The following is a 21,202-nucleotide window of genomic DNA, read 5'->3' as shown; positions in this document are numbered from 1 at the left end:
GACGCGCGCATGGCCGTGGTCCGCACCCGCCTGCCCGGCGCCGAGCTGGTCGACGTCGAGTCGGCGCCGAAGCCGTACGAAGGGCGTGGCCACGACTGGTGCCACGGCAACGGGTGCGCCTTCAACCCCGCGGTCTACGCCGGGCTCTCGCGCCAGCACTTGCAGTCGCTTTGCGCATTCAGCGACGAGGTGCAGAGCCTGCGCTGCTACCAGCGCTACTCCGAGATGCAGGGCCTCTACGACGTCGCCCACCTGCGGCGTGACGACATCGCGAACCCGGAGTACAACCGCACCCACCCTCAGGGGTATTCGGTGGTGTCGAAGGAGTCCTACCTCGCGGCCTTCGAGAAGTACGGCTTCTCACCCGACGAGGTCCTGTGGGTGTCCGACGACCACACCGGCCGCTGGCACGTCGGGCGGCCGGTGCGCTACCAGGCCGGGTGGAGCTACCCCGTCGGCTCGGAGTATGTCCCGGGCATCGTCTTCGATTGGCTCGACGACTTCCTCAAGCTGTATTTCGCGCGCACCATCTTCCGGGCCAACTCGTCGTTCAGCTGGTGGGCGGGGTTGCTCTCGCCGACCGCGCGCGTGCTCAGCCCGGTGCTGGACCGGCGGCACATCTATGGGGTCGACGGGATGGAGGAGATCACGGTCGACTTCGTCGACAACAACGACGCCCCCTGGTTGACGCGTGATGACCGCCTGCAGTTCGATATCGGGATCGGTGAATGAGCGTATGATGCCCGCGGTCCACAGCGCGGCGTCGACTGGAGAGTGACATGACAGCACGGCGTGTCCACGGGGTGCGCTTGGAGCGTGCCGCCGACGAGCTCCTCGCCATCCGGCCGGAGTCGTCCCAAGCCCACGCGCTCAACCAGAGCGCGGCAGCGGTGTACGAGCTGTGCGATGGCGCCCACTCAAAGGCGGACATGGCCGCCGAGATCCGTCGCCGGACCGGGCTCCCGGCCGACGAGTCGATCGTCGATCTCGCGCTCACCGAGCTCGCCGACTCCGGACTGATCGTCCTCGAGACGCCGCAGGGCCCGCGAGTCATCAACCGTCGGTCGGTGATCCGGGTCCTGGCCATCTCGGGCGCGGCCGTCGCGATGCTGCCCATCGTCGAGCTCCTGGACTGGCGCGCCGTAGCCCAGGCGTCGCCGGGCCCCCAGCCGCCGCCGACGCACCCCGAGCACCCGACGCACCCCGAGCACCCGCACTGCCCGACGCCCACCCCGACCCCGACCCCGACCCCGACCCCGACCCCGACGCCCACGCCGACGCCGACGCCGACGCCCACCCCGACGCCCACCCCGACGCCCACCCCGACGCCGACGCCCACCCCGACGCCGACGCCCACCCCGACCCCGACGCCCACCCCGACCCCGACGCCGACGCCCACGCCGACCTTCCTGTGAGCCGGGTTGTCGTCGATGCTCGGTGACGATCTCGTCGTCGTGACCGGCGGGGGTGGCTTCATCGGGGGCCACCTGATCGCCGATCTCCGCCGGCGTGGGGCACGGGTCCGCGCGGTGGACATCAAACCGCTCGACGAATGGTGGCAGCGGTTCGCTGACGTCGAGAACGTTCGCCTCGACCTGCGGGAACGGGAGGCCTGCGCGGCGGCGGCGCGCGGTGCCCGGCAGGTCTTCAACCTTGCCGCAGACATGGGCGGCATGGGGTTCATCGAGACCCACCGCGCCGAGTGCTCGCTCTCCGTCCTGATCAACACCCACATGTTGCTGGCGGCGCGGGACCAGGGCGTCGAGCGGTACTTCTTCGCATCGTCGGCGTGCGTCTACGCGGCGGAGAAGCAGTCGGTCGCGGCCGTGACCCCGCTGCGGGAGTCCGATGCCTATCCGGCGCAGCCCGAGGACGGGTACGGCTGGGAGAAGCTGTTCAGCGAGCGCCTGTGCCGACACTTCACGGAAGACTTCGGGCTGGCGACCCGCGTGGCGCGCCTCCACAACGTCTACGGACCACTCTCCACCTACGATGGCGGTCGGGAGAAGGCCCCGGCCGCGATCTGCCGGAAGGTGGTCATCGCAGCGATGCGCGGTGAGCGGGACATCGAGATCTGGGGCGACGGGGAACAGACCCGCAGCTTCATGTTCATCGACGACGGCGTCGAGGGCATCCGGCGACTCATGGATGGCGACGTCTCGACCCCCATGAATGTCGGCAGCGCCGAGCTCGTCTCGATCAACGACCTCGTCGACATCGTCGAGGAGATCGCCGGAGTCCGGCTACGCCGGCGCTACCACCTCGACGCCCCGGTCGGGGTGCGCGGCCGCAGCAGCGACAACACGCTGATCCGGAAGGAACTGGGGTGGGCGCCGGAGATCCCGCTCGCCGAGGGCATGGAGCAGACCTATCGCTGGATCCATGACCGGATCCACGCGTGCGAGCGCGCCCGGGTCACGGCGTGAGCCCATCCGACGACGCCGGCTCCGGCCGCTCGCCCTCGTGGAACCACATCGTGACCGCGAAGCGGCTGTCGGCGAAGGCGTCCGACTCCGTATGCACCGGCCGCACCTCATGGAAGGCGGTCGACGGGAACAGGACGAGGCTGTTGTCCTCCGGCGTCACCGTCGTCCAGGAGGCCGCCCCCGTCGTGCCGGTCGGCGTGTCCCAGGTGTCGTAGAGCCGCAGCTCGCCGCCGTGGTAGCGGCGCGGCGTCGGGTGGAAGTAGTAGACGCACGAGATCCGCCGCGTCGCCGCGACCGGATGCCCAGTGTCCACATGCGGGACGAAGAACCCTCCCGGGCCGTGCGCGGTGAGCTGACGTTCCAGCTTGCCAAGGGGGAACCAGTCGATGCCCAGCTCCTTGCGGGCGTAGGCGAGGACGCCCCGCAGCGGTCCCTCGAACAGGTCCCAGACCTCCTCGAACCGCCCAGGCGGCAGCGTGCGCGACTTCCTGGCGTCGTGGTCGACGTTGTTCTTGCCCGTCATCCCGACGACACCGGACTCGGCGAACTCCGCCTCCCACCGGAGCGCGTGCTCGAGCAGCTGATCCCGATCGGCGCTCGGGAGGAAGTCGGACAGCTGCACGTACGGCGTTGCGATGAGCCGGCGGAACGGCGTGGTAGGCCGGGCGGGTTCACTGTGCAGGCGTGTTCGGGCGGCGCGTGCGAGATGGTCGGTAATACCGCCGGCCTCCTCGGTGAGCGCATGGACTGCGTAGCTGACGTGGGCCTCGTCGACGAGGTCGAGCAGGTGGGCGGCGGCGCCCACGGGGTCCGGCCACGGTCCCTGCAGGGTGACCAGCGTGGGCTCGACGACCGCCACCACGTTGGCCAGCCGCGTGTCGTCTCGGGGCCCTACCATGGCGTCGACCAGCGGCAGAGCGCTGCGCCGACCCGACCGGACCGAGGGCCGCCACACATCAGCCGGCGGTCCACCGCAGGCCAGGACCATCCCGAGCGGTAGAGGCTCCGCGATGACGTCGTTCTGTATCAGGCGGAGGTCTCGCTGGCGTATGCCGTCGATCTCCAGCGGCACGCGGTAGGGATGGATCCGGCCCTGCCGATCGAGTACGGCGAAACGGTCGGAGTAGTAGATTGCTCCGCGCCGCACCAGCTCGGCGACCAGGTGCGAGATGGCTCTCGCCTCCCGGCCCGGAATGACGATGGCCAGCCCCCGCCAGCCGACTACACCGCCGTGCACGAATGTCATGTCGGCACAGCCGCGGGCCACAGCTGTGTCGATGTCGCGCGCCAACCAGTCGACGAGCGCCTCGGGCACGTTGGTGGCGTAGACATCGAGCCCGTCGACCGTGACCACGTACTCGGGTGCAGTCTCGTCAACGACGGAGACGGCGTACGTCACCACCGCCGTGGCCGATGACCCGCTCGCGATGAGCTCCGGTGGTAGCGCTGCCCGCACCTGACCGGCAAGCCCGAGACCGGTGCGGTCGAGGATCTGCACCTCGACGCCGTAGCCCACACCCAGCGACTGCGGGACCTCGGTCTGCGTCGTCACCATCCACGGATTATGACCGACGTCGTGACCCCGGTCCGTGCGGGTGCGCGCCACCCCGTCGCCATCGCTTGGGTTTGAGGCCGTCCGGTTCGCCGAGCAGCTGTGTGGGTAGCGCACCACGACTCGGGGACGGCGTCCTTCACGGGGTCGTCAGCGACGATCGTGCCGGAGATGATCAGCTCGAGACCCGGATGTTCTCCTCGGCCAGAGCGTCGTGGAGCAGCTGGGCGTTGGCGGCCTGGCCCGCGAACGCGACCGAGGTCCCTGTGACCTTCGGGTTGGTGCGGTGGCGGAGCCGCTGTTGACGAAGGGGACCGTGCGGGGGCCTAGCCGGCGCATGCCTGGCTGCCGCCGCCGCGCGTGACGCGTCGTGTGACACGAGTCCGTGGCCGTCGGCGAACGCGCCGACGGCCGGGGTGCACGGCTGTTCGCGCTGAGAGCAGATGGAGGAGCGGCTCGGTTGCTCTGGTTAGGGCACCGATGCGAGCGCGGGCACGTGTCGTGACCGGACGATGCTGAAGTGGCGGTGGTCGAGGGTGGCCAACTGCGGGGAGGTTGAGTCGTTCGGCAAGGGCGATGACGGACGCGCCGACCGTTCCGAGTGGCAGATCGGCGTAGGTGGCGAGCTCGGCGATGCGGTCGAGGTCAGCGGATGTGGACTCGAGCAGGGTGAACAGCCCGGCGCGTACGTCGGCCAGGAACGCCAGTTCGGTCCGGGTGCCGCGGCGGCGTTCTGCGAGCATGCAGACTGCGGTGACGACCGTGGACGGGACCAACAGCGGCCCGGGCCGGTGTCGACGACGATCACGCGTCGGCTCGACCGCCGGTGGAGTCGGGAGGGTGCCGGTGCTGGCGAAGCGTCGCGGTGCAGCGGGTACTGGACCGTCGAGGCTGGCGCGGAGAATCTGCTCCAGCGCGGGGAGCCGGGTCTCGGGGACGGCGTCCAGTAGTCGGTGCACGTCCTCTCGACTGGTCACGCGACGAGCGTCTCACGATGGAACGTCGTCGACGTGAAGTGCGTCGGTGTCCGCGCCGACGTACGCCGACGTACGCCGAGGGCGGGACGTGACGGACTTTCTCGGCTCTGCTGAAGGAGTCAGCTGGCTGGCAGTCCAAGTGTCGCCAGTGCGGCCCGGCTGAGCTCAGCGTGCAGGATCGGGTAGTGCTGCAGACGCTGAATCCGTGCACAGTCGTCGATGACGGTCTTGGCGGTCTTGACCAGCGACGCCGCGACGGCGTCCGGCAGGTCGGGCCGCGCGACCGACAGCCAGCGCTGCCACTCGGCGATGTAGTCGGTCTCGATCCTGTCGAACCGCTCCCGCGCGGCGTCGGGAAGGTACAGCCGTTCGGTGAGCCACACGGCGAGCAGCTCACTCGCCTCGATCGCGACGCGAACGTACCCGCGGACGAGCGCCGCCAGGACGTGCTCGTCCGGGCACGGCGCGTGCAGGGCGCGTGTCATCTCGAGCGCGAGCCACTCGTGGAGGCGGTTCACCGCCGCGACGAGGAGATCGGCCTTCGTGTCGAAGTAGCGGTAGAGCGCCGGCCCGACGATGCCGAGCTGGCTGCCGACGTCGTCGTTGCCCACCCCGCCGAACCCCTTGCCGCGGAATGCGCGTGCCGCGGCCCAGATGAGCTGCTCGCGGCGGGCGATCGGGGTCCGGTCGACCGTGGCGGGTGCGGGTGGGTCAGCGGAGGGCGCTGATGCGGGCACCTCCGCGGGCGGTGAGTCGATGACGCGCCTGGCCGCGGCGATGAGCTCTCCGGCCAGGCGCGGGCGGGGCAGCGGGCTGTCGTAGATGCCGTGCCCGGAGACGATGCTCACGAGGACCCAGCTGCGGATGTCGACGACGTCGTCGCCGAGGTCGGACCGGTCGTGCTGGAGGAACAGCTCGTCGAGTGTCGCGGCGATCCACCGGGTCTGCCGCCGGACCAGGCGGTAGTCGTCGTCGGCGAGGTGGCGCGCCTCGCGCTGCCACAGCAGCGAGAGCCTGCGGCTGTCGAGCGCGGCGTTGGTGACGGCCGCGAGGTCGGCGTCGGAGTCGCGGGTGCCGGCCGGTTGCTCGGCGAGGATGGTGAGCGTGTCGATGACGTGCTGCTGGTCCTCCCGCACGACGTGGGCGAGCAGGGCCTGTTTGTTCCGGTAGTGCCGGTACAGGGCCCGGGCGGTGATGCCGCTGGCCTCGGCGATGTCGTCCATCCGCACGGCGTGGAATCCGCGGACGCTGAAGAGCTCAGCAGCGTGCCGGGCGATCTCGGCCCGGCGATTGGCGGGGCGGGATCTCCGGGCTGGCGGTGACGGCGCGGCGGCAGCGTCCACTGGCTGTCGCCTCCTCTCCGCCTACCCGGGCATCGTATCGACCGGGACCAGCCGGCCGTCATGCGCCGGACGAGCCCGGCGCGCCGGTGCGCCCGACGACGGCGGTGGCGATGATCGCCTTCGACTGCCCTTGGACGAACTCCTCGAGCGTCGTGATGTTGCAGCTCATGTAGAGGGTGCCGAGACCGTCGCCGCCGAAGGCGCACGCGATGGCCTGGGCCCCGGTGACCGGCACCTTGTCGGTGATCTCCCCGCCTGCGACGACGCGGTAGAAGCCGCTGTCGTCAGCGGTGGTGAGGGCGTTGCCGAACCACACCCCGCCGTCGCCGTCCAGGGCGATGCCGTCGGGGTTGAACGAGTCCGGAAGCTGCGCCCAGACCCGCTGGTTCGTGGGCGATCCGTGCGCGTCGACGTCGTAGGCGGTGATGCGGTGTCGGAACGTCTCGGCCACGAGCAGGGTCCCGTCGGGTGCGAGAGCCATGCCGTTGGGGAACACCACGTCACCGGCGACGCGGTGCACCGTGCCGTGGGGGTCGACGTGCGCGAGCGCCGTCGGCTTCGGGTCCTCGGCTCCGATGTGGAACCCGAAGTTGCCGACGTAGGCGTGCCCGCCCGTGGTGACGAGCATGTCGTTGCCCGGCCCTCCTGCGACGGCGCTGAAGTCGGCGTACGGGCTGAGCGTGCCGTCCGGGGCGATGCGGACGACGGTGGTGTCGGCCTGGGAGACGACCAGCGTCGAGCCGTCGGCCAGGAAGCCGAGGCCCGCGGGTGCGCCGGCGATCTCGGCGACCGTCGTGGACGTCGCGTCGGCGGCGAACCTCAGCACCTGCCCGCCGAAGAAGTCGCTGGCCCACAGCTCGCCGTCGTGCCAGCGGAGGCATTCGAGGAACTGGTGGCCCGAGGCGAACTCGGTGAGGGAGTGCAGCTTCATCGTCGGACTCCGATCGGTCTGGTGCTCGGATCAGTGGGATGGGCGGGCTCGGCGTCCGCGCGGGTGAGCTCGCGGAGCCGGAACTTCTGGACCTTGCCGCTGGCGTTGCGCGGCAGCTCGTCGAGCAGAAGGAGGCGTTCGGGGCGCTTCTGGCGGGCCATCCGCCGGGCGGTCAGCCACTCGACGAGCTCGGGCAACGTGATGCTCGCGCCGGGTGCGGGGACGACGACCGCGCACACGAGCTCGCCCAGTACCGGGTCGGGCGCCGAGACGACGGCGGCGTCGGCGATCGCGGGGTGTTCGAAGAGCTGGTCCTCGATCTCCTTGGCGCTGATGTTCTCGCCGCCGCGGATGATGATGTCCTTCTGCCTGCCGACGATCTCCACGTAACCGTCGTCGTCGATGCGGGCGAGGTCGCCGGTCCGCAGCCAGCCGTCGTCGGTGAAGGTGTCGGCGTTGAGCGAGCTGTCGAGATACCCCAGGAACATCTCCGGGCCACGCACCTGCAGCTCCCCGTCGGCCGCCACCCGCACCTGCGCGGCACCGATGGCCCGCCCGTCGGTCTGCGCACGTGTGGCCAGGGCATCGGCGGCGTTGCCGGCGGTGGCCGTGGGGTACTCGGTGGAGCCGTAGCCGCGGCTCACCGTGCACCCCAGTGCGCGGGTCGCCGACCTGATCAGCTCGGGTGGGACGTCCGCGCCGCCGCACGCGAAGACCCGCATCGAGGCGGTGTCGAACTCCGCCCGTCGCGGGTGGTGGACGATGCCGTGCAGGAACGGGGTCGCAGCCACGGTGAAGGTGCAGCGGTGCTCCTGGATGAGCTCCAGGGCCCGCTCCGGGTTCCAGACGTCCAGCAGCACGACGGTGGTGCCGAGCATGAAGGGCAGCTGCATGCCGTAGAGGACACCGATGATGTGCCCGACGGGGGAGGGCATGAACACGACGTCGGACGTGGTGAGGGCGAAGAACTCGATGATGCTGCGGTTCTCGTGGTCGAGGGTGTTGTGGCTGTGCAGCGCGCCCTTCGGTGCGGAGGTCGTGCCCGACGTGTAGAGCAGCAGCACGACGTCGTCGGCGGTACGGCCGCCGTGGTCGATGGGCTCGCTGCTGCCTTCGTCGAGCAGCGCGTCGAAGCCGACGTGGGCGCTGCCGGGGGGAGCCCCCACCACGACGACGGCCTCGAGTGCGGGAAGCCCACCGCGGATGTCCTCGATCATCGCCGGATAGTCGAAGCCACGGAACTCGTGCGGGACGACGACGATCTTCGACGTGGCCTGCCGCAGGATGAACGTCGTCTCCTGATGGCGGTAGATGGGGATGATCGGATTGCTGACGGCCCCGAGCCGGATCGCGGCGAGGTGCACGATGATCGCCTCGGCCCAGTTCGGGAGCATCCACGACATCACGTCGCCACGGCCGAGCCCGCGTCTGCGCAGCGCGGAGGCCAGCCGGTTCACGTCGGTGTCCAGTTCGCGGTAGGTGCGCGAGCCCGTCCTGTCGACGACCGCGACGGCGCCGGGCGTCCGCGCTGCGGCGCTGGACAGGTAGTCGTCGATCATGTTGCCCGTCCAGAAGCCTGCTTCCGTGTTCGTGCGGATCTGCTCCTCGTCGAGCTTCGTCGCTCTCACGTCTGCCCCTCAGACTCGGTCCAACAGGGCTGCGCCGATGCGCAGCTGCAGTTCGGTCGCGTCGCCGTACCAGCTGCGCAGGGCCAGCGTGCGCAGGTAGCAGGCGCTGACGTCGCTCTCCGTCGTGAAGCCCATGCCGCCGTGCAGCTGGACCGCGTCCTCGCAGACGCGCACGGCGACCTCCGCGGCGTGCGCCTTCGCGGTCCACGCCAGGACCGCCAGGTCGGCGGTGGACGCGTCGGTGGCGTCGGCCAGGGACGCGGTGCACAGGTTGCGGAGTCCCGTCGCCTGCGCGTACATGTCGGCGGCGATGTGCTTCACCGCCTGGAAGCTCCCGATCGGCTGCCCGAACTGCTCCCGCTGGCCGATGTAGGTGACCGTGCGGTCGAGGGCGTGGTCGGCCACACCGCTGAGCTCGCAGGCGATGAGGAGCCGCGCCCATGATCGGATGCGGGCGACGAGCTCGCCGCCGTCGGCGGGCGCCGCGCCATCGGCACGGACGTCGTCGAGCGCCACGCGGGCGAACGCGGTGGCCGGGTCCGCGCTGTCGACGCTGTCGATGCGGACTCCGGGGGTCGTGGGGTCCACGAAGCACACGACCTCGCCGGCTTCCGTCGCGGCCACCACCGCGAGCAGGCTCGCCTGCCCGGCGAAGCGGACGGCCTCGACCGCGCCGGAGAGCCGCTGGTCGTGCAGGGTCATCGCGCCGACGTCGGCGGTCCGGTCGTCGGTGATTCCGGGATCGACCAGAGCGACCGGCACCCCGGTCTCGACGGCCGCCGCGAGCGCGGGTGCGATCGTCCAGTGCGGGTGCAGCACCGCCGGGAGCAGCGTGTTCTCCAGCATCGGTCCGACGGCCAGGTGCCTGCCGAGTGCGGTGAAGACCGGCCCCAGCGAGGAGAGCGGTGCGCCGAGCCCGCCGTGCCGCTCGGGCACGGCGAGACCGTGCCAGCCGAGTTCGGCCAGCTCGGCGGCCAGACCTGCATCCCAGCCTCCCGCGGAGAGCAGCGCGCGGCACCGGTCGCCGTCGTAGGCGCGGGTGAGGTAGTCGTCGACGGCGCTGCCGTACTCCGCCCCGACGTCGATTGGCTCAGCCACGGGGCAGTCCCATCAGCCGCTCGGCGATGATGGTGCGCTGGATCTGCGACGAACCGCCGTAGATCGAGGCCGCACGCGAGTAGAGGTGCTCGTAGGCCCATCGCTGCGAGAGGAGGCCGCGCGCTCGGGCGCCCGGCACCGCCCGCAACGGCCCGAGCAGGGCGGCGATCTCGGCGAAGACGATCTGCTCGACGTCGGTGAGCAGCAGCTTGTCGACGGAGTCCATGGGTGTGGGCCCGGTGTCGGCGACCAGCCGGGCGGTGGTCTGCCGGGTCTGTGCGTCGAGGACCCGCATCGCGACATGCGCACGACCCACAGCGGCCGTTGCCCGGTCGTCGCTCGACGATCCCCGCGCGGCCCGGAGGTGGTCGAGCGCCTCGTCCAGCGCCACCTCGCACTCGACTCGGCGGCGCAGCGTGGCGCCGGCGCGTTCGCTGCCCAGGGTGTGGGTGGCGATCGCCCAGCCCTCGTTGACCCCACCGAGCAGGTTGGCCCGGGGCACCCGGACGTCGTCGAAGAAGACCTCGCAGAACTCCCGGTCGCCGGTCATCTGCGTGATGGGCCGGGTGGTGATGCCCGGGCTCGTCATGTCGACGAGCAGGTAGCTGATGCCGGCCTGTTTGCGCACCGAGGTGTCGGTGCGCACCAGCAGGGCACACCAGTGCGACAGGTGCGCCCAGCTCGTCCAGATCTTCTGGCCGGAGACGAGGAACTCGTCGCCGTCGGCCACCGCCCGGGTCCGCAGTGATGCCAGGTCGGAGCCCGCGTTCGGCTCCGAGAAACCCTGGCACCAGATGTCGTCGCCGGACAGGAGCCGCGGCAGCAGCTCGTGGCGCTGCCAGTCGGTGCCGTAGCGGTCGATCGACGGTCCGACGACCTCCAGTCCGATCAACCCGATGGGCTGGGGTGCGCCGGCCCGGGCGAGCTCCCCGACGAACACCAGGTGGTGGAGGTGGCTCAGGCCCTGGCCGCCCGCTTGCTTCGACCAGGCGATGCCGACCCAGCCCGCCTCGAAGAGGGTCTTCTGCCACTGTCGCAGCGTCGCGAAACGGCTGTCGATATCGCGGGGCACCTCGGGGATGTCGGCGGCGGCGAGCCAGGCCCTGGCTCGCGTACGGAATGCGTCGAGCGACTCCGTCGGCGCTGATGGTGGCTGCACGGTCACCGCCCCGTGTAGACGGGCGCGCGGTGCTCGAGAAAGGCGTTGACCGCCTCTTTCGAGTCGGCGTACCCCGAGAGCTCGCGGGTGAGGCTCTGCTCGAACTCGTATCCTGGTTTGAGCTCCATGTACTCGATGCCGTTGAGGCTGCGCTTGGCCAGCTCGAGCGTCACCGGGCTGTGCCGGGCGATCGATCGCGCCAGCGCACGTGCCGTCCCGAGCAGCTGCTCCTCCGGGACGATCTCCACGATTCCGCCGTAGGGCAGCAGCGTCTCGGCCGGGTAGAGGTCGCCGGTGTAGTGCATCAACCGAACCACACCCTGCGGCACCAGCCGGGAGAGGTGCTTGGCCCCGCCCAGCACCCCGACGTTGACCTCGGGTGTGGCGAACCGGGCCCCCTCGGCTGCGACGACCAGGTCGCACGACGCCGCGATGGCCAGCCCGGACCCGACCGCGACGCCGTGCACGGCGGCGATGACCGGCAACGGCGAGTCGTAGATCGCCCAGAACGCCTCGCGCGCCAGTTCCAGGCGCTCCGGGGCGTTGTCGGGGTCCATGGTCTGGAACTCACCGAGATCGTTGCCCGCGCAGAAGTGCTTGCCCCGCCCCGCCAGCACCACCGCCCGCGCGTCGTGCAGGTAGGCGGCCAGGTGGCCGAAGAACTGCCGGATCTCGCTGTAGAGCTCGTGATCGGTCGCGTTGACCGGTGGCCGGTTGAGCCACACCGTGGCCACCGGCCCATCAACGTGCCACTCGATGAACGTCAGGTCTTCCATCGCCGTCGGCGATCCTTTCGTCTGGTCCGGTCAGCCGGCGTAGGCGGCCGCGAACGCCTCGAGCTCGCGGGGGATGTCGGGGCCGGCAGGCTGGTAGTGCACGTATCCGCAGCCGCTCTGGCGGAGGGCGTCGAGCCGGGTGCGCCACTCCTTCTGCGTGAGCGCCACCCCCGCGGCGGTCATCACCTCGGTGGTGATGAAGGGCCGGTCGACGTCGTTGACGCCGACGACGTGGCGGTCGTGCAGGGCGATGTGGCGGATGTTCTCGGGGATGTGGTCGTAGGCGGAGGCCCACACGTGGCCGCCTTCGCCGAGCAGCTCGTCGATCACGCCGTGCTCGACAGCCCAGTGCAGGTACAGACCGGCCGCGTGGCCGGCCGCGTCGACCGCGCGTTCAGATCCGGGGTCCTCCCCGTCGTCGAGCACCGTGCCGGCGAACACCATCGACTGCTGGTCGAACCCCGGCTCGGGGGCCGTGATCCGCAACAGCTCGGCGCCGAGGTCACGGGCGACCCGGGTCCCCTTGGGGCCTTCCCCGGCGACGCCCCACGGCACCGTGATCGGAAGGCGGGGCCCGAAGCGCCCGTCGGGGTGGATCACCTGCATGATCGCCCCCTCCCACTCCACCTGCTCGCCGCGCAGGAGGGCCTGGACGGTGCGGGCGTAGTACTCGACCTGTGCCCACGGCACCGGCGGCCGGCCCATGGCCAACCGGCCGGTGAACCCGCTCCCGATACCGACGAACACCCGCTGCTCGCCCGCGGAATGCACCAGCGTCGTGATCGCCGACGCCGTGACCATCGGGTGCCGCAGGCTCGGGATCAGCACGCCCGGCCCGAGCACGATCCGCTCCGTCAGCTCCGCCGCGCGGTTCAGCGCCATCCACACGTCGGGATACAGCGCGGGGGAGTCGTAGCAGAGCGCGCGCTCGTAGCCGAGTTGCTCGGCGATGCGGATGTGCTCCGGGGTCTCCAGTGATGTTGCGAACGAGCAACCCAGCTTCATCTTCAAGCCCCTCCCGGTCGTGGTGGGCGCGGCCCCTCGGATAGGGGCGACAGGCCACAAGTTAGATCCGACCGCGCCAATAAGTCAATCATCGATCACGTAGCTGTACGCGCTTACGAGCCCGGAACCTGACAGGTGCCAGACCATGGAGGGGCTGTGAGCTGTGAAAGGCTGGCCGAAGATGGAAGTGGTGGAGTGAGTCTCGGTCGACGTACGTATCATGTCTATGATCAGTCACGCTACTGATGCCGCGGACACGACACTCGGTGCTCGCGGGACAGCCCACCCGACGCGGAGGTCGCGATGCTGATCCACTGCTTGACGCTCAGGTTCAGAGAGTCGGCGAGCTCGACCGACATCGAGGCGTTCACCCAGGCGGTCGCCGCCCTGCCGAGCAGGCTCGACTTCCCCATCCGCACGCGGCAGGGGCACGACCTCGGCGAACGCTCGGCGAACGCCGACTACGCGATCGTCACGGAGTTTGAGACCGTCGAGGATTTCTCCGCGTACCTCGCCCATCCCGCGCATCTCGGGCTGCCCCGCGAGGCGATCGAGTCCGTGCAGAGCGTCCAGTTCCGTGTCGATCTCCGGAGCTGACGCCGCCGGACGTGACGCTCACCGCCGACGAGGCCATGAGCTCCAGCGCGCGCGGTGGACGGTCTGCACTGAGCACTGGGGAGGCCCGGCGTGACACGTCTCGTGACACGTACACCAGGCGGGACCGGATGGCGGACGCACTCGAGACCAGGGTTTGGCCACTGGTTCCAGGACCAACGCCTCAGCCAGCGGGTCCTTCGTCTCTGCGCTCACGCCGGGTGGCACCGCAGAGTGAGCTGATGACCGTTACGAGACGCGATTCTGCCCAGACTGCCCGCCCACCATCGTGAAGTCGGGCATGTTCGAGGTCGAGGCATCGGCTGGCACCCTGCCCGTCTACCTGGCCGTGCCCGACGGGCCAGGACCGTTCCCGGGCGTGGTCGTGCTGCACGACGTGCTCGGGATGACCCACGACCTGCGCAGGCAGGCCGACTGGCTGGCCGGCGCCGGTTACCTCGCCGCCGCCCCGGACCTCTACCGCGGCGGCCGCCGGACGCTCTGCCTGGTCCACATGATCCGGGACGCCCGGGCCCGGCGGGGCCGGACGTTCGACGACGTCGAGGCGGTGCGGGCCGCGCTGCTGGCCCGGCCGGACTGCAGCGGCCGGGTCGGGGTCGTCGGGTTCTGCATGGGCGGCGGGTTCGCCCTGCTGCTGGCCCCCGACCACGGCTTCGACGCCGCGAGCGTCAACTACGGCACCGCGTCGGCGGACGCCTACCGGGCCGACGCGCTCGCGCGGGCGTGTCCGATCGTGGGCAGCTACGGGGCGCAGGACCGCGCCAACCGCGGCACCGGGGAGAAGCTCGAGCGGATCCTGACCGCCGTCGGCGTCGACCACGACATCAGGACCTACCCCGACGCCGGGCACGGGTTCCTCAACGACCACGACCCCGCCGACGTGCCGGCGGTGGCGGCGGTGCTCGGCCGGCTGACCGGGGGCGCGGACGTCTACCACGAGCCCTCGGCCCGCGACGCGCGCGAGCGCATCCTCGCGTTCCTCGACCGCCATCTCCGCCGACCGGCCGGAACCGCAGGTGCCCCCACCTCGTCCTCTCAACCCCGGTCAGGGACCCCATGAGTGAGACCACGCACGACCGGTGGGGTGCCGCCAGCGGGCTCGCCGCGCTGGGAGTGGTCGCAGCCGCCATGGTCTTCGAACGCGGCGCACCCCCGGCGGGTGCGTCGGATGTCCAGGTGGCCGCGTTCAACGCCGCGCACTCCCACGCCCTGCTGACCCAGAGCCTCCTCTTCCTGCTCAGCGCCGCGTTCATGCTGTGGTTCCTCGGCTGCCTGCGCGCCCACCTGGCCGCGGCCGAGGGCGGATCCGGCCGGTACGCCGGGATCGGGTTCGGTGCCGGGGTCGCCTACGTCACCCTGAGCGTCGTCTCGCAGGCCGGTCAGATCGCCCTCGCCCAGATCGCCGCCACCGCGGCGGCACCACAACTGGTCACCGCGATCGCGTCGCTGGCGTGGGCTCTGTTCACCGTCGCCGCTGTGCCCGCCGCGGTCATGCTGGCAGCCTTCGCGGTACTGGCCCTGCGGTCCGGCGCGCTGCCGTCGTGGCTCGGCTGGCTCGCCGCGGTCGCCGGAGCATCGCAACTCGGGCTGCTCGCAGCCCTCGTCGTCGACACCGGGCCGCTGGGCCCGGACGGCTGGTACACCTTCGCGCCCTATCCGCTGTACGTCATCTGGTTGGCCGCCACCGCCGTCACCCTGCTCCGGCGACCCACTCGACCGCCCGCCGAACATGCACCGGCCGTGACGGCACGTCGATGACGCCCGCGCCGGCGGTCTCCCGCATCGAGCGGCTCACGCTGCTCGCCGAGCACGTGGGCAACAAGCGGTTCCGCCGGCTCGGGACCGCACTGTTCCGACGGGCGGGCGGGCGGCTGCGGCCGGGGGGCCACGACGTCCTGCTGCTGACGACGCGCGGGCGACGGTCGGGCCGTGGGCACACCGTTCTGCTCCAGTACTTCCCGGACGACGACGGGATGGTTGTGGTGGCCGCGAACTCCGGCAGGACGGCGCTTCCCGACTGGTACCTCAATCTGATGGCGGGCCCGCAGGCGACGGTGGAGATCGGCGGCCGCAGCAGCCGGGTGCACCCCGTGGAGTTGACGAAGGACGAGGCGGACGCAGTCTGGCCCCGGATCCTGCGAAAGGCACCCACCTACGACCGCTACCTGCGGGCCGCCGGGCGTGCCATCCCGCTCGTCCGGCTGGTGACCGTCCAGTCGCCCGATCCGACCGGCGGGGGCGACGGACGATGACGACCTACCGCCCGTCGCAGCACGACGACGGATCCGCGACGCCGGGCCGGGTGACCCGGGCACCACACCGGCACCGTGAAGCAGGGTGTCCTGGGTTTCCTGCTGTATGTGGGCGCGAGCTACGCGTTCGGTGTCGCGTTCAACCCGCAGAGCGCGGCCGGAGTGGAGTTCACCGTGGGGCAGGTGGTGGGTCCGATCGTCGGGTTCGTGGTGCTCGGCGTGCTCGGGGCGGTGTTGCTGGTGGGGTCCCTGCGGGGGCTGCGCCCGCGGTGACGGCCCGGCACGTCGAACTGACCGTGGCTGCGTTCGTGCGGCGGCAGACGGGCGCAAGAGGGCGCGGTGGCTGGGCCGATCGCGGTGGCAGGAGAGTAGGCCCCTTCCTTCGGGGTCCGGTCGACTCGCATCAGGGTCAAGCTCTCGCCCGCGCGTCGGATGCAGCGGTTCCGCGCGCTAACGTCGCACACTGAAGTAGAGGCCCCGCTCCTGACCTCGGTGGTGCGCTTCCTGTCCGGGTCGTTCCATGCCCGGGACGAGCCTCCGTATGTGTACAGGTACCGGCCGCCTTGATCGCGAGTTGTCTCAGCGCCGATCTTCTCCGCCCCAGGACGTGGGGGGCGATTGCCCCCGCCATGGGGCCGGGGCCGCGGAGCTGAATGAAGCGTGTGGTGTCGCGCCGTCAACGGAGATGCCCGCGGTCGTTCCCGGTTCTGTGACGGATGTGGCCCCGTGAGCGGGCCCGCTCCCGATATGGCTCCTGCGGGTGTGACGTTCCCGGACGTGCCGCGGTCGGAGCTCGACGTACTGCTGGGGCAGGTGGTGGAGCGTGCGCAGGAGGTGATGGGAATCCAGGGCCGGTTGCGGGGCCTGCTGCGGGCCACCCAGCTGATCGGTGCCGATCTGGGGTTGCCGGTGGTGTTGCGGCGGGTGGTGGAGGCGGCCACGGCCCTGGTCGGGTCGCGGTACGCGGCGTTGGGAGTGATCGGCGCCGACGGGCATCTGGCGGAGTTCATCCACACCGGGATGGATACGGAGGCGGTCGCTGCGATGGGGCCTCTTCCCCAGGGCAAGGGCCTGCTCGGAGCGTTGATCGACGATGTCACCCCGATCCGGCTGCCCGGCATCGGCGCCGACGACCGCGCGGCGGGGTTCCCGCCCGGACATCCGCCGATGGAGTCGTTCCTCGGGGTGCCGATCCGGGTCCGCGACGAGGTCTACGGCAACCTCTACCTCACCGAGAGCATCCGCGGAGCGTTCACCGAGGAGGACGAGGAGATAGCAGAGGCTCTCGCCGCGGCGGCAGGCGCCGCGATCCACAACGCCCGGCTCTACGACATCGCTCAGGCACGTCACCTGTGGCTGGAGGCCAGTGCGGCGATCACCCACCGCCTGCTGACCCCGCTGGTCGGTGATCCCGCAGACGGCGGTGAAGCGGCCGGTGGAGCGGGGTGGGATCCGCTGCGCTTCATCGCCCGACGCAGCCACGCCATCCTCGACGCCGACATGGTGACGATCATCCAGCCGGACACCGGCCGGGCCATGGCCGGCGCGGCCGGTGATCCGGACCTGCGGGTCGCCGTGGCGGTCGGTGCCGACGAAGCCGCGCTGCTGGGCCAACACGTCGCCGCCGAGGCGACGCTGTCGGGTCACGTCTTCTCGACGGGCACGCCGATGCGTGTGAACAGTGCACGCGATGCGGGCCTGGAATCGATCTTGTCGGAACGGTTCGATGTCGGCGCCGTGATGGTCGTGCCGTTGACCGGCTCGCACGGCGTGAACGGCGTGCTCACCGCGGCGCGGGTGACGAGGCGGGCGGCGTTCACCGTCGACGACCTGGACATGGCGGCACGGTTCGCCCACCAGGCCTCCGTCGCGATGGAACTCTCGGACGCCCGGGCCGATCATGCCCGGCTGGTGATGGCCGACGAGCGTGAACGGATCGCTGCGGATCTGCACGACCACGTCATCCAGCGCCTGTTCGCCACCGGGCTGTCGCTGCAGAGTCTCAGTGCCGCACTCGGCCCGAACGTCACGCTCATCGGTCGAGCCGGGCGTGCCGGGGACACCGCGATATCGCGGATCGCCGGATCCATCCGCGAACTCGACGACACCATCAGCCAGATCCGCACCACCATCTTCGGGCTGCACGTGTCCCCGCTGTCGCGGGGTACGGTCCGGGCCCGGCTGATGCAGGTCGTCACCGACATCACGCCCGGCCTGGGCGCCACGCCCGGGCTGCGGTTCGCGGGGCTGCTCGACGGGCTGGCCGACGACGTCGCCGAGGACCTCGTCGCGGTGCTGCGCGAATCGCTGTCCAACGTCGCGCGCCACGCCGGAGCACACAGCACCCAGGTCGAGATCACCGCCGACTCGACGTCGCTCACCCTCACGGTGACCGACGACGGTGTCGGTGTGCCCGAGACCGGGCGGCGCAGCGGCCTGGCGAACATGTGCCACCGGGCCGAACGGCTCGGTGGCAGCCTCACGATCACACCAGGCCGGCCCTCGGGCACCGGTCTGGTCTGGACGGTTCGGATCTAGGACCAGCTGGGTTGCGCACCGGGCATGGGCGCGACCGCTGGGTCCCGGTGGCGGGCACGAGGGGTGCTCCTCACCGCACGTGCGGCCAGGAGGCGAGAGTCTCCTGGCCGGACGGGCCGATCGAGGTACGGAGTGCCGCAGGCCTACCGTTCAGGACCTACCCGGGTGCGGTCGTCCGGATCCGACCGACGGACGCGGGGCGTCACCGGACATCAGGTGCCGGACCGTGGCCAGCACCCAGAGCACGACGATGCCTCCGGCGAGGACGGCCAACGCCACGACATTGCCACCGATCAGGGCGATGGCCCCGGCGACCAGCGTCGCCAGCCCGGTAACAGAGACCAGCACGACGTAGGGCAATGGCGGACGAGGCTCGTCACCGGCGCCGTAGACGGTCGCCAGATGCGATCGCGCCGACGTGCACGCCGCCACACCCAGAACGAGCACCGCGACAGCGACGGCGCGAGGGCCGGTCAGCCCGAACAGCGGCATGCCGTTCGACCAGAACCCGTACAACGCGACGGCGGCGGCGACGCACACTGTCGCCACCCCGTCCTTCCCAGTGATCGTCATCGTCGACCCCGTCCTGCTCCCCGCTCGACCGGTTGTCCCGGCCGGCGGCTGACGCCACCGTCCACTCCCGGCGACCATTCGGGCAGTGCCCTACGGCCCGGCCGCGCAGCCAGAAGGACTCCCCGCATCACCGCGCCGCCCGACGGTGCAGGCGGCGGCGAAGAACGTCGATCACGGTCGAGTCGTGGTCGCGCCGCAACAGCGCGACCACGAGCACCGCCGTGGCGACGTTGGCCAGCTCGTACCAGCCGAGGAACGGAGCGAGGGCGACGAGCTGCAGCAGGGCCGCGATCAGACCGAGACGGACCAGCGTGCCCTTCGACAGCAGCAGGACCGCGACGCCGGCTTCCCACACGATCAGGGCCACCGTGAAGGGTCCGCCGATCGGCTGCGCCAGGAACTCGGGGATCCACGCGAAACCCGGCCACGAGAGCGCGGCCAGACTGCGGTAGACCCCCTCGGGGTCCTGCAGCGTGACGAGCACGTTGACGCCCGCCATCGCGGCGAAGTACCCGCCGAGCGCGAAGCGGGCGGCGGAGCGCCAGCCGCGCGCTGTGCGGGGCGGAGGCGACAGGAGCGACCGCAAGCGCGACCGCCGAACCGAGGACGAGTTCGTCATGTCCGCAGAGTCACATCGCGCCGAGCGGGACCGCGCGGGGCGTGCGTCCTGTCACGGCTGCCGGACAGCCCTGTGCGGGCAGGCGCCGAAGCGGGGTCACTCGATCCGGAAGACCGGATGATCGCCAGGGTCGGGCATGCCGGTGAAACACGGCTCGACGGTCCGCCCGGCGATCTCGCGGTAGGAGGCGATGATCGGGGCGCGCTCGGCGGCCGGTACCTCGGTGGCCTTGATCGACTCGCGTTCACCGCGGCCGTGCAGTTCGCCCCGCCCTGCGGAGCGCAGGTTGCGGACCCAGTCGGACTCGCCGTACGGCGACACCAGGTAGCGCTTCCCGTGCACCGCGACCGGTATGACCGGCACCGTCCGCCGTCGGCCGGTCGAGCGCCCGGCCACGGTCAGCGTCGCGACCCCACCGGTGCGCAGCACACTGACCAGCGGGTTGATCACTTTTCTCGTGAGCGCGGCCGGCTTCAGGTACGTCATCGGTCGACGGTGCGTCATCTCCCGGCCACCCGGTAGAGCCGAAGGCCCCGCGACGACCGGGACCACCGCGGTCACGATCAGCTCTCGCCGGACGCGGCCTCGAGGTAGTCACGCAGGGCGGCCCAGTTGCGCTTCTCCTGACGGCGGCCGATCGCCTCCACGAATGGCCGCAGCGGCCGCAGCGCACCGTGCGGGTGCAGGTCGAACAGCCAGTGCATCCGCGTCCCGGCCTCGACGGTTTCGAAGGTGAGCGTGTAGTCGATGTCCATGCCTGTCATGCGGGTGGTGGAGTCGAACCGGTGCGGCCGGTCGTAGCCGGTGCACTCGATCGTCAGCGGAGCGGGGCGGGCCGCGGTCACGGCCTCTGCGCGGAACCGGGTGCCGATACCCACCGGTCCGGGGGTCAGCAGCTCCACGTTGCGTACCTGCGGGTTGTAGCGCGGCTCGATGCGTTCGTCGGCGACCGCGTCGAACACGGTCTCCACGGGCCGGGCGATGACGATCTCTCCACCGTTGCGCGCGGCGGGGTCCAGCTCGCGGGCGAGCATCCCCATCGCGGTACGTCGGATCAGCTCGCTGAAGGGTCCGACGAACCGCCAGTAGCGGCGGAAGCGGCGGGCACTCGTGGGGTCGGTCGCCGCGACCCGGGTCTCGACGGTCAGGACCGCAGCCGCGAGGCCCTGGGGCACGGCGCTCACCGCGAGAACGATCTTGACGTGGCCGGGCGCCGAGAAGTCGGCGAACTCCTTCGGCGTGGCGGGCTGGGCGGCGGGCGGCGCGGAGAGCCGCCACGGTCCCCAGGACGAGCTCGGTGCCGGGCTGCTCACCGAGCACGGACCAGCCGTAGGCCGGGCCGGTGAGATCGCTGATCCGGAGGGTGGGTGGGCCTGTCCCTCCCACGGGCAGGGCCCGGGCGGCGATCAGGGCACGAGCCAGCGGATGGCGGAGCACGTCGAGATCACGGGCTCCGCGGAAGGCCCGCTCGGCGGGTACCCGGAACAGAGCCCGGTGCTGCAGCCGGACGTCGGCGCGGGGAAGGATCTTGTCGATCAGCGGGTTGCACGGTGTCATGACGTCAGCCGGTCGTCGCCGTCTGCGTACCGGGTGCAGCGGCGATCCGGTCGGCGGCCTGGGTTCCCGGGGGCAGATCGGTTGGCGCGGGTGGCAGCGGCGCGGGCTCGGCAGCGCCCTGGTCGAGCAGGAACGGCGGGCAGGTGTCGGTCA

At 71.1% G+C, this 21,202-nt stretch carries 22 protein-coding genes; 10 read left to right on the top strand and 12 right to left on the bottom strand.

The genetic code is table 11. The annotated features are described in order from the left end of the window. From BGP03_RS15015 to BGP03_RS15005, 3 genes are all read left to right on the top strand, one after another. Positions 1-732: hypothetical protein (locus BGP03_RS15015; protein ID WP_299736563.1), on the top strand; the 732-nt coding region annotated here is incomplete at its 5' end. Between the two features lie 47 nt (positions 733-779). Further along, a complete protein-coding gene (locus tag BGP03_RS15010) occupies positions 780-1,415 on the top strand; it encodes a PqqD family protein (RefSeq protein ID WP_299736561.1) in 636 nt (211 codons plus the stop codon). A 15-nt stretch (positions 1,416-1,430) separates the two neighbouring features. After that, positions 1,431-2,426, top strand: coding sequence for an NAD-dependent epimerase/dehydratase family protein (locus BGP03_RS15005; protein ID WP_298796412.1), 996 nt, complete (start codon positions 1,431-1,433; stop codon positions 2,424-2,426). Here BGP03_RS15005 and BGP03_RS15000 read toward each other — a convergent pair. Next, positions 2,416-4,032, bottom strand: a complete 1,617-nt coding sequence (locus tag BGP03_RS15000; RefSeq protein ID WP_298796410.1) for a 2OG-Fe(II) oxygenase — start codon at positions 4,030-4,032, stop codon at positions 2,416-2,418. The genes BGP03_RS15005 and BGP03_RS15000 overlap by 11 nt on opposite strands. 458 nt (positions 4,033-4,490) lie before the next feature. On the opposite strand from BGP03_RS15000, the gene BGP03_RS14995 reads away from it, so the two are divergent. Further along, positions 4,491-4,928 carry a hypothetical protein gene (locus tag BGP03_RS14995; RefSeq protein ID WP_298796408.1) on the top strand — a complete coding sequence of 146 codons (438 nt, stop codon included), beginning with the start codon at positions 4,491-4,493 and terminating at the stop codon, positions 4,926-4,928. Between the two features lie 146 nt (positions 4,929-5,074). Here BGP03_RS14995 and BGP03_RS14990 read toward each other — a convergent pair whose 3' ends face one another. The 7 genes from BGP03_RS14990 to BGP03_RS14960 are packed head-to-tail and all read right to left on the bottom strand — an operon-like array spanning position 5,075 to position 12,895. Further along, positions 5,075-6,298, bottom strand: a complete 1,224-nt coding sequence (locus tag BGP03_RS14990) for a TetR/AcrR family transcriptional regulator (protein WP_298796406.1) — start codon at positions 6,296-6,298, stop codon at positions 5,075-5,077. Positions 6,299-6,356: 58 nt separating this feature from the next. Continuing rightward, a complete protein-coding gene (locus tag BGP03_RS14985; protein ID WP_296376109.1) occupies positions 6,357-7,229 on the bottom strand; it encodes an SMP-30/gluconolactonase/LRE family protein in 873 nt (290 codons plus the stop codon). Beyond that, positions 7,226-8,857, bottom strand: coding sequence for an AMP-binding protein (locus BGP03_RS14980; protein WP_298796403.1), 1,632 nt, complete (start codon positions 8,855-8,857; stop codon positions 7,226-7,228). The genes BGP03_RS14985 and BGP03_RS14980 overlap by 4 nt, the downstream gene beginning before the upstream one ends. 9 nt (positions 8,858-8,866) lie before the next feature. Continuing rightward, positions 8,867-9,955, bottom strand: coding sequence for an acyl-CoA dehydrogenase family protein (locus tag BGP03_RS14975; protein ID WP_298796401.1), 1,089 nt, complete (start codon positions 9,953-9,955; stop codon positions 8,867-8,869). Further along, a complete protein-coding gene (locus BGP03_RS14970) occupies positions 9,948-11,114 on the bottom strand; it encodes an acyl-CoA dehydrogenase family protein (RefSeq protein ID WP_298796399.1) in 1,167 nt (388 codons plus the stop codon). Before BGP03_RS14970 ends, BGP03_RS14975 begins: the two co-directional genes overlap by 8 nt. A gap of 2 nt (positions 11,115-11,116) precedes the next feature. Then, a complete protein-coding gene (locus BGP03_RS14965) occupies positions 11,117-11,890 on the bottom strand; it encodes an enoyl-CoA hydratase-related protein (protein ID WP_298796397.1) in 774 nt (257 codons plus the stop codon). Between the two features lie 30 nt (positions 11,891-11,920). Beyond that, positions 11,921-12,895, bottom strand: a complete 975-nt coding sequence (locus tag BGP03_RS14960; RefSeq protein WP_298796497.1) for an LLM class flavin-dependent oxidoreductase — start codon at positions 12,893-12,895, stop codon at positions 11,921-11,923. A 303-nt stretch (positions 12,896-13,198) separates the two neighbouring features. On the opposite strand from BGP03_RS14960, the gene BGP03_RS14955 reads away from it, so the two are divergent. The 6 genes from BGP03_RS14955 (at position 13,199) to BGP03_RS14930 (ending at position 18,300) form a co-directional block, all read left to right on the top strand. Further along, positions 13,199-13,492, top strand: coding sequence for a Dabb family protein (locus BGP03_RS14955; RefSeq protein WP_296376100.1), 294 nt, complete (start codon positions 13,199-13,201; stop codon positions 13,490-13,492). Positions 13,493-13,790: 298 nt separating this feature from the next. Next, positions 13,791-14,570, top strand: coding sequence for a dienelactone hydrolase family protein (locus BGP03_RS14950; protein ID WP_296376099.1), 780 nt, complete (start codon positions 13,791-13,793; stop codon positions 14,568-14,570). Then, positions 14,567-15,268 carry a hypothetical protein gene (locus BGP03_RS14945; protein ID WP_298796394.1) on the top strand — a complete coding sequence of 234 codons (702 nt, stop codon included), beginning with the start codon at positions 14,567-14,569 and terminating at the stop codon, positions 15,266-15,268. Before BGP03_RS14950 ends, BGP03_RS14945 begins: the two co-directional genes overlap by 4 nt. After that, positions 15,265-15,762, top strand: coding sequence for a nitroreductase family deazaflavin-dependent oxidoreductase (locus BGP03_RS14940; RefSeq protein WP_296376096.1), 498 nt, complete (start codon positions 15,265-15,267; stop codon positions 15,760-15,762). The genes BGP03_RS14945 and BGP03_RS14940 overlap by 4 nt, the downstream gene beginning before the upstream one ends. Before the next feature lie 75 nt (positions 15,763-15,837). Continuing rightward, the gene (locus tag BGP03_RS14935; protein WP_296376094.1) at positions 15,838-16,035 is read left to right on the top strand and encodes a hypothetical protein; all 198 of its coding nucleotides are present in this window, start codon (positions 15,838-15,840) and stop codon (positions 16,033-16,035) included. Between the two features lie 489 nt (positions 16,036-16,524). Next, positions 16,525-18,300 carry a GAF domain-containing protein gene (locus BGP03_RS14930; protein WP_298796391.1) on the top strand — a complete coding sequence of 592 codons (1,776 nt, stop codon included), beginning with the start codon at positions 16,525-16,527 and terminating at the stop codon, positions 18,298-18,300. A gap of 150 nt (positions 18,301-18,450) precedes the next feature. On the opposite strand, the gene BGP03_RS14925 is transcribed toward BGP03_RS14930, so the two are convergent. The 4 genes from BGP03_RS14925 to BGP03_RS14910 all read right to left on the bottom strand — a co-directional run bounded on the left by BGP03_RS14925 (position 18,451) and on the right by BGP03_RS14910 (position 20,805). Then, on the bottom strand, positions 18,451-18,873 hold the full coding sequence (locus BGP03_RS14925) for a hypothetical protein (RefSeq protein WP_296376091.1): 423 nt from the start codon (positions 18,871-18,873) through the stop codon (positions 18,451-18,453). Positions 18,874-19,000: 127 nt separating this feature from the next. Next, on the bottom strand, positions 19,001-19,492 hold the full coding sequence (locus BGP03_RS14920) for a hypothetical protein (protein ID WP_296376089.1): 492 nt from the start codon (positions 19,490-19,492) through the stop codon (positions 19,001-19,003). A 96-nt stretch (positions 19,493-19,588) separates the two neighbouring features. Then, positions 19,589-19,978 carry a nitroreductase family deazaflavin-dependent oxidoreductase gene (locus BGP03_RS14915; protein ID WP_296376087.1) on the bottom strand — a complete coding sequence of 130 codons (390 nt, stop codon included), beginning with the start codon at positions 19,976-19,978 and terminating at the stop codon, positions 19,589-19,591. Positions 19,979-20,055: 77 nt separating this feature from the next. Further along, positions 20,056-20,805 carry an SRPBCC family protein gene (locus BGP03_RS14910; protein WP_298796388.1) on the bottom strand — a complete coding sequence of 250 codons (750 nt, stop codon included), beginning with the start codon at positions 20,803-20,805 and terminating at the stop codon, positions 20,056-20,058. Positions 20,806-21,202: the final 397 nt, after the last annotated feature.

This window comes from Pseudonocardia sp. 73-21 (assembly GCF_001899645.1).
Taxonomy (GTDB): Bacteria; Actinomycetota; Actinomycetes; order Mycobacteriales; family Pseudonocardiaceae; genus Pseudonocardia.
This window is presented reverse-complemented; position numbering and strand designations above follow the sequence as displayed.

Coding starts and splice junctions, on each gene's coding strand:
- BGP03_RS15010 (WP_299736561.1), top strand. CDS start 780: ATGACAGCACGGCGTGTCCACGGGGTGCGCTTGGAGCGTGCCGCCGAC.
- BGP03_RS15005 (WP_298796412.1), top strand. CDS start 1,431: ATGCTCGGTGACGATCTCGTCGTCGTGACCGGCGGGGGTGGCTTCATC.
- BGP03_RS14995 (WP_298796408.1), top strand. CDS start 4,491: ATGCTGAAGTGGCGGTGGTCGAGGGTGGCCAACTGCGGGGAGGTTGAG.
- BGP03_RS14985 (WP_296376109.1), bottom strand. CDS start 7,229: ATGAAGCTGCACTCCCTCACCGAGTTCGCCTCGGGCCACCAGTTCCTC.
- BGP03_RS14965 (WP_298796397.1), bottom strand. CDS start 11,890: ATGGAAGACCTGACGTTCATCGAGTGGCACGTTGATGGGCCGGTGGCC.
- BGP03_RS14960 (WP_298796497.1), bottom strand. CDS start 12,895: ATGAAGCTGGGTTGCTCGTTCGCAACATCACTGGAGACCCCGGAGCAC.
- BGP03_RS14955 (WP_296376100.1), top strand. CDS start 13,199: ATGCTGATCCACTGCTTGACGCTCAGGTTCAGAGAGTCGGCGAGCTCG.
- BGP03_RS14950 (WP_296376099.1), top strand. CDS start 13,791: ATGTTCGAGGTCGAGGCATCGGCTGGCACCCTGCCCGTCTACCTGGCC.
- BGP03_RS14945 (WP_298796394.1), top strand. CDS start 14,567: ATGAGTGAGACCACGCACGACCGGTGGGGTGCCGCCAGCGGGCTCGCC.
- BGP03_RS14940 (WP_296376096.1), top strand. CDS start 15,265: ATGACGCCCGCGCCGGCGGTCTCCCGCATCGAGCGGCTCACGCTGCTC.
- BGP03_RS14925 (WP_296376091.1), bottom strand. CDS start 18,873: ATGACGATCACTGGGAAGGACGGGGTGGCGACAGTGTGCGTCGCCGCC.
- BGP03_RS14920 (WP_296376089.1), bottom strand. CDS start 19,492: ATGACGAACTCGTCCTCGGTTCGGCGGTCGCGCTTGCGGTCGCTCCTG.
- BGP03_RS14915 (WP_296376087.1), bottom strand. CDS start 19,978: ATGACGTACCTGAAGCCGGCCGCGCTCACGAGAAAAGTGATCAACCCG.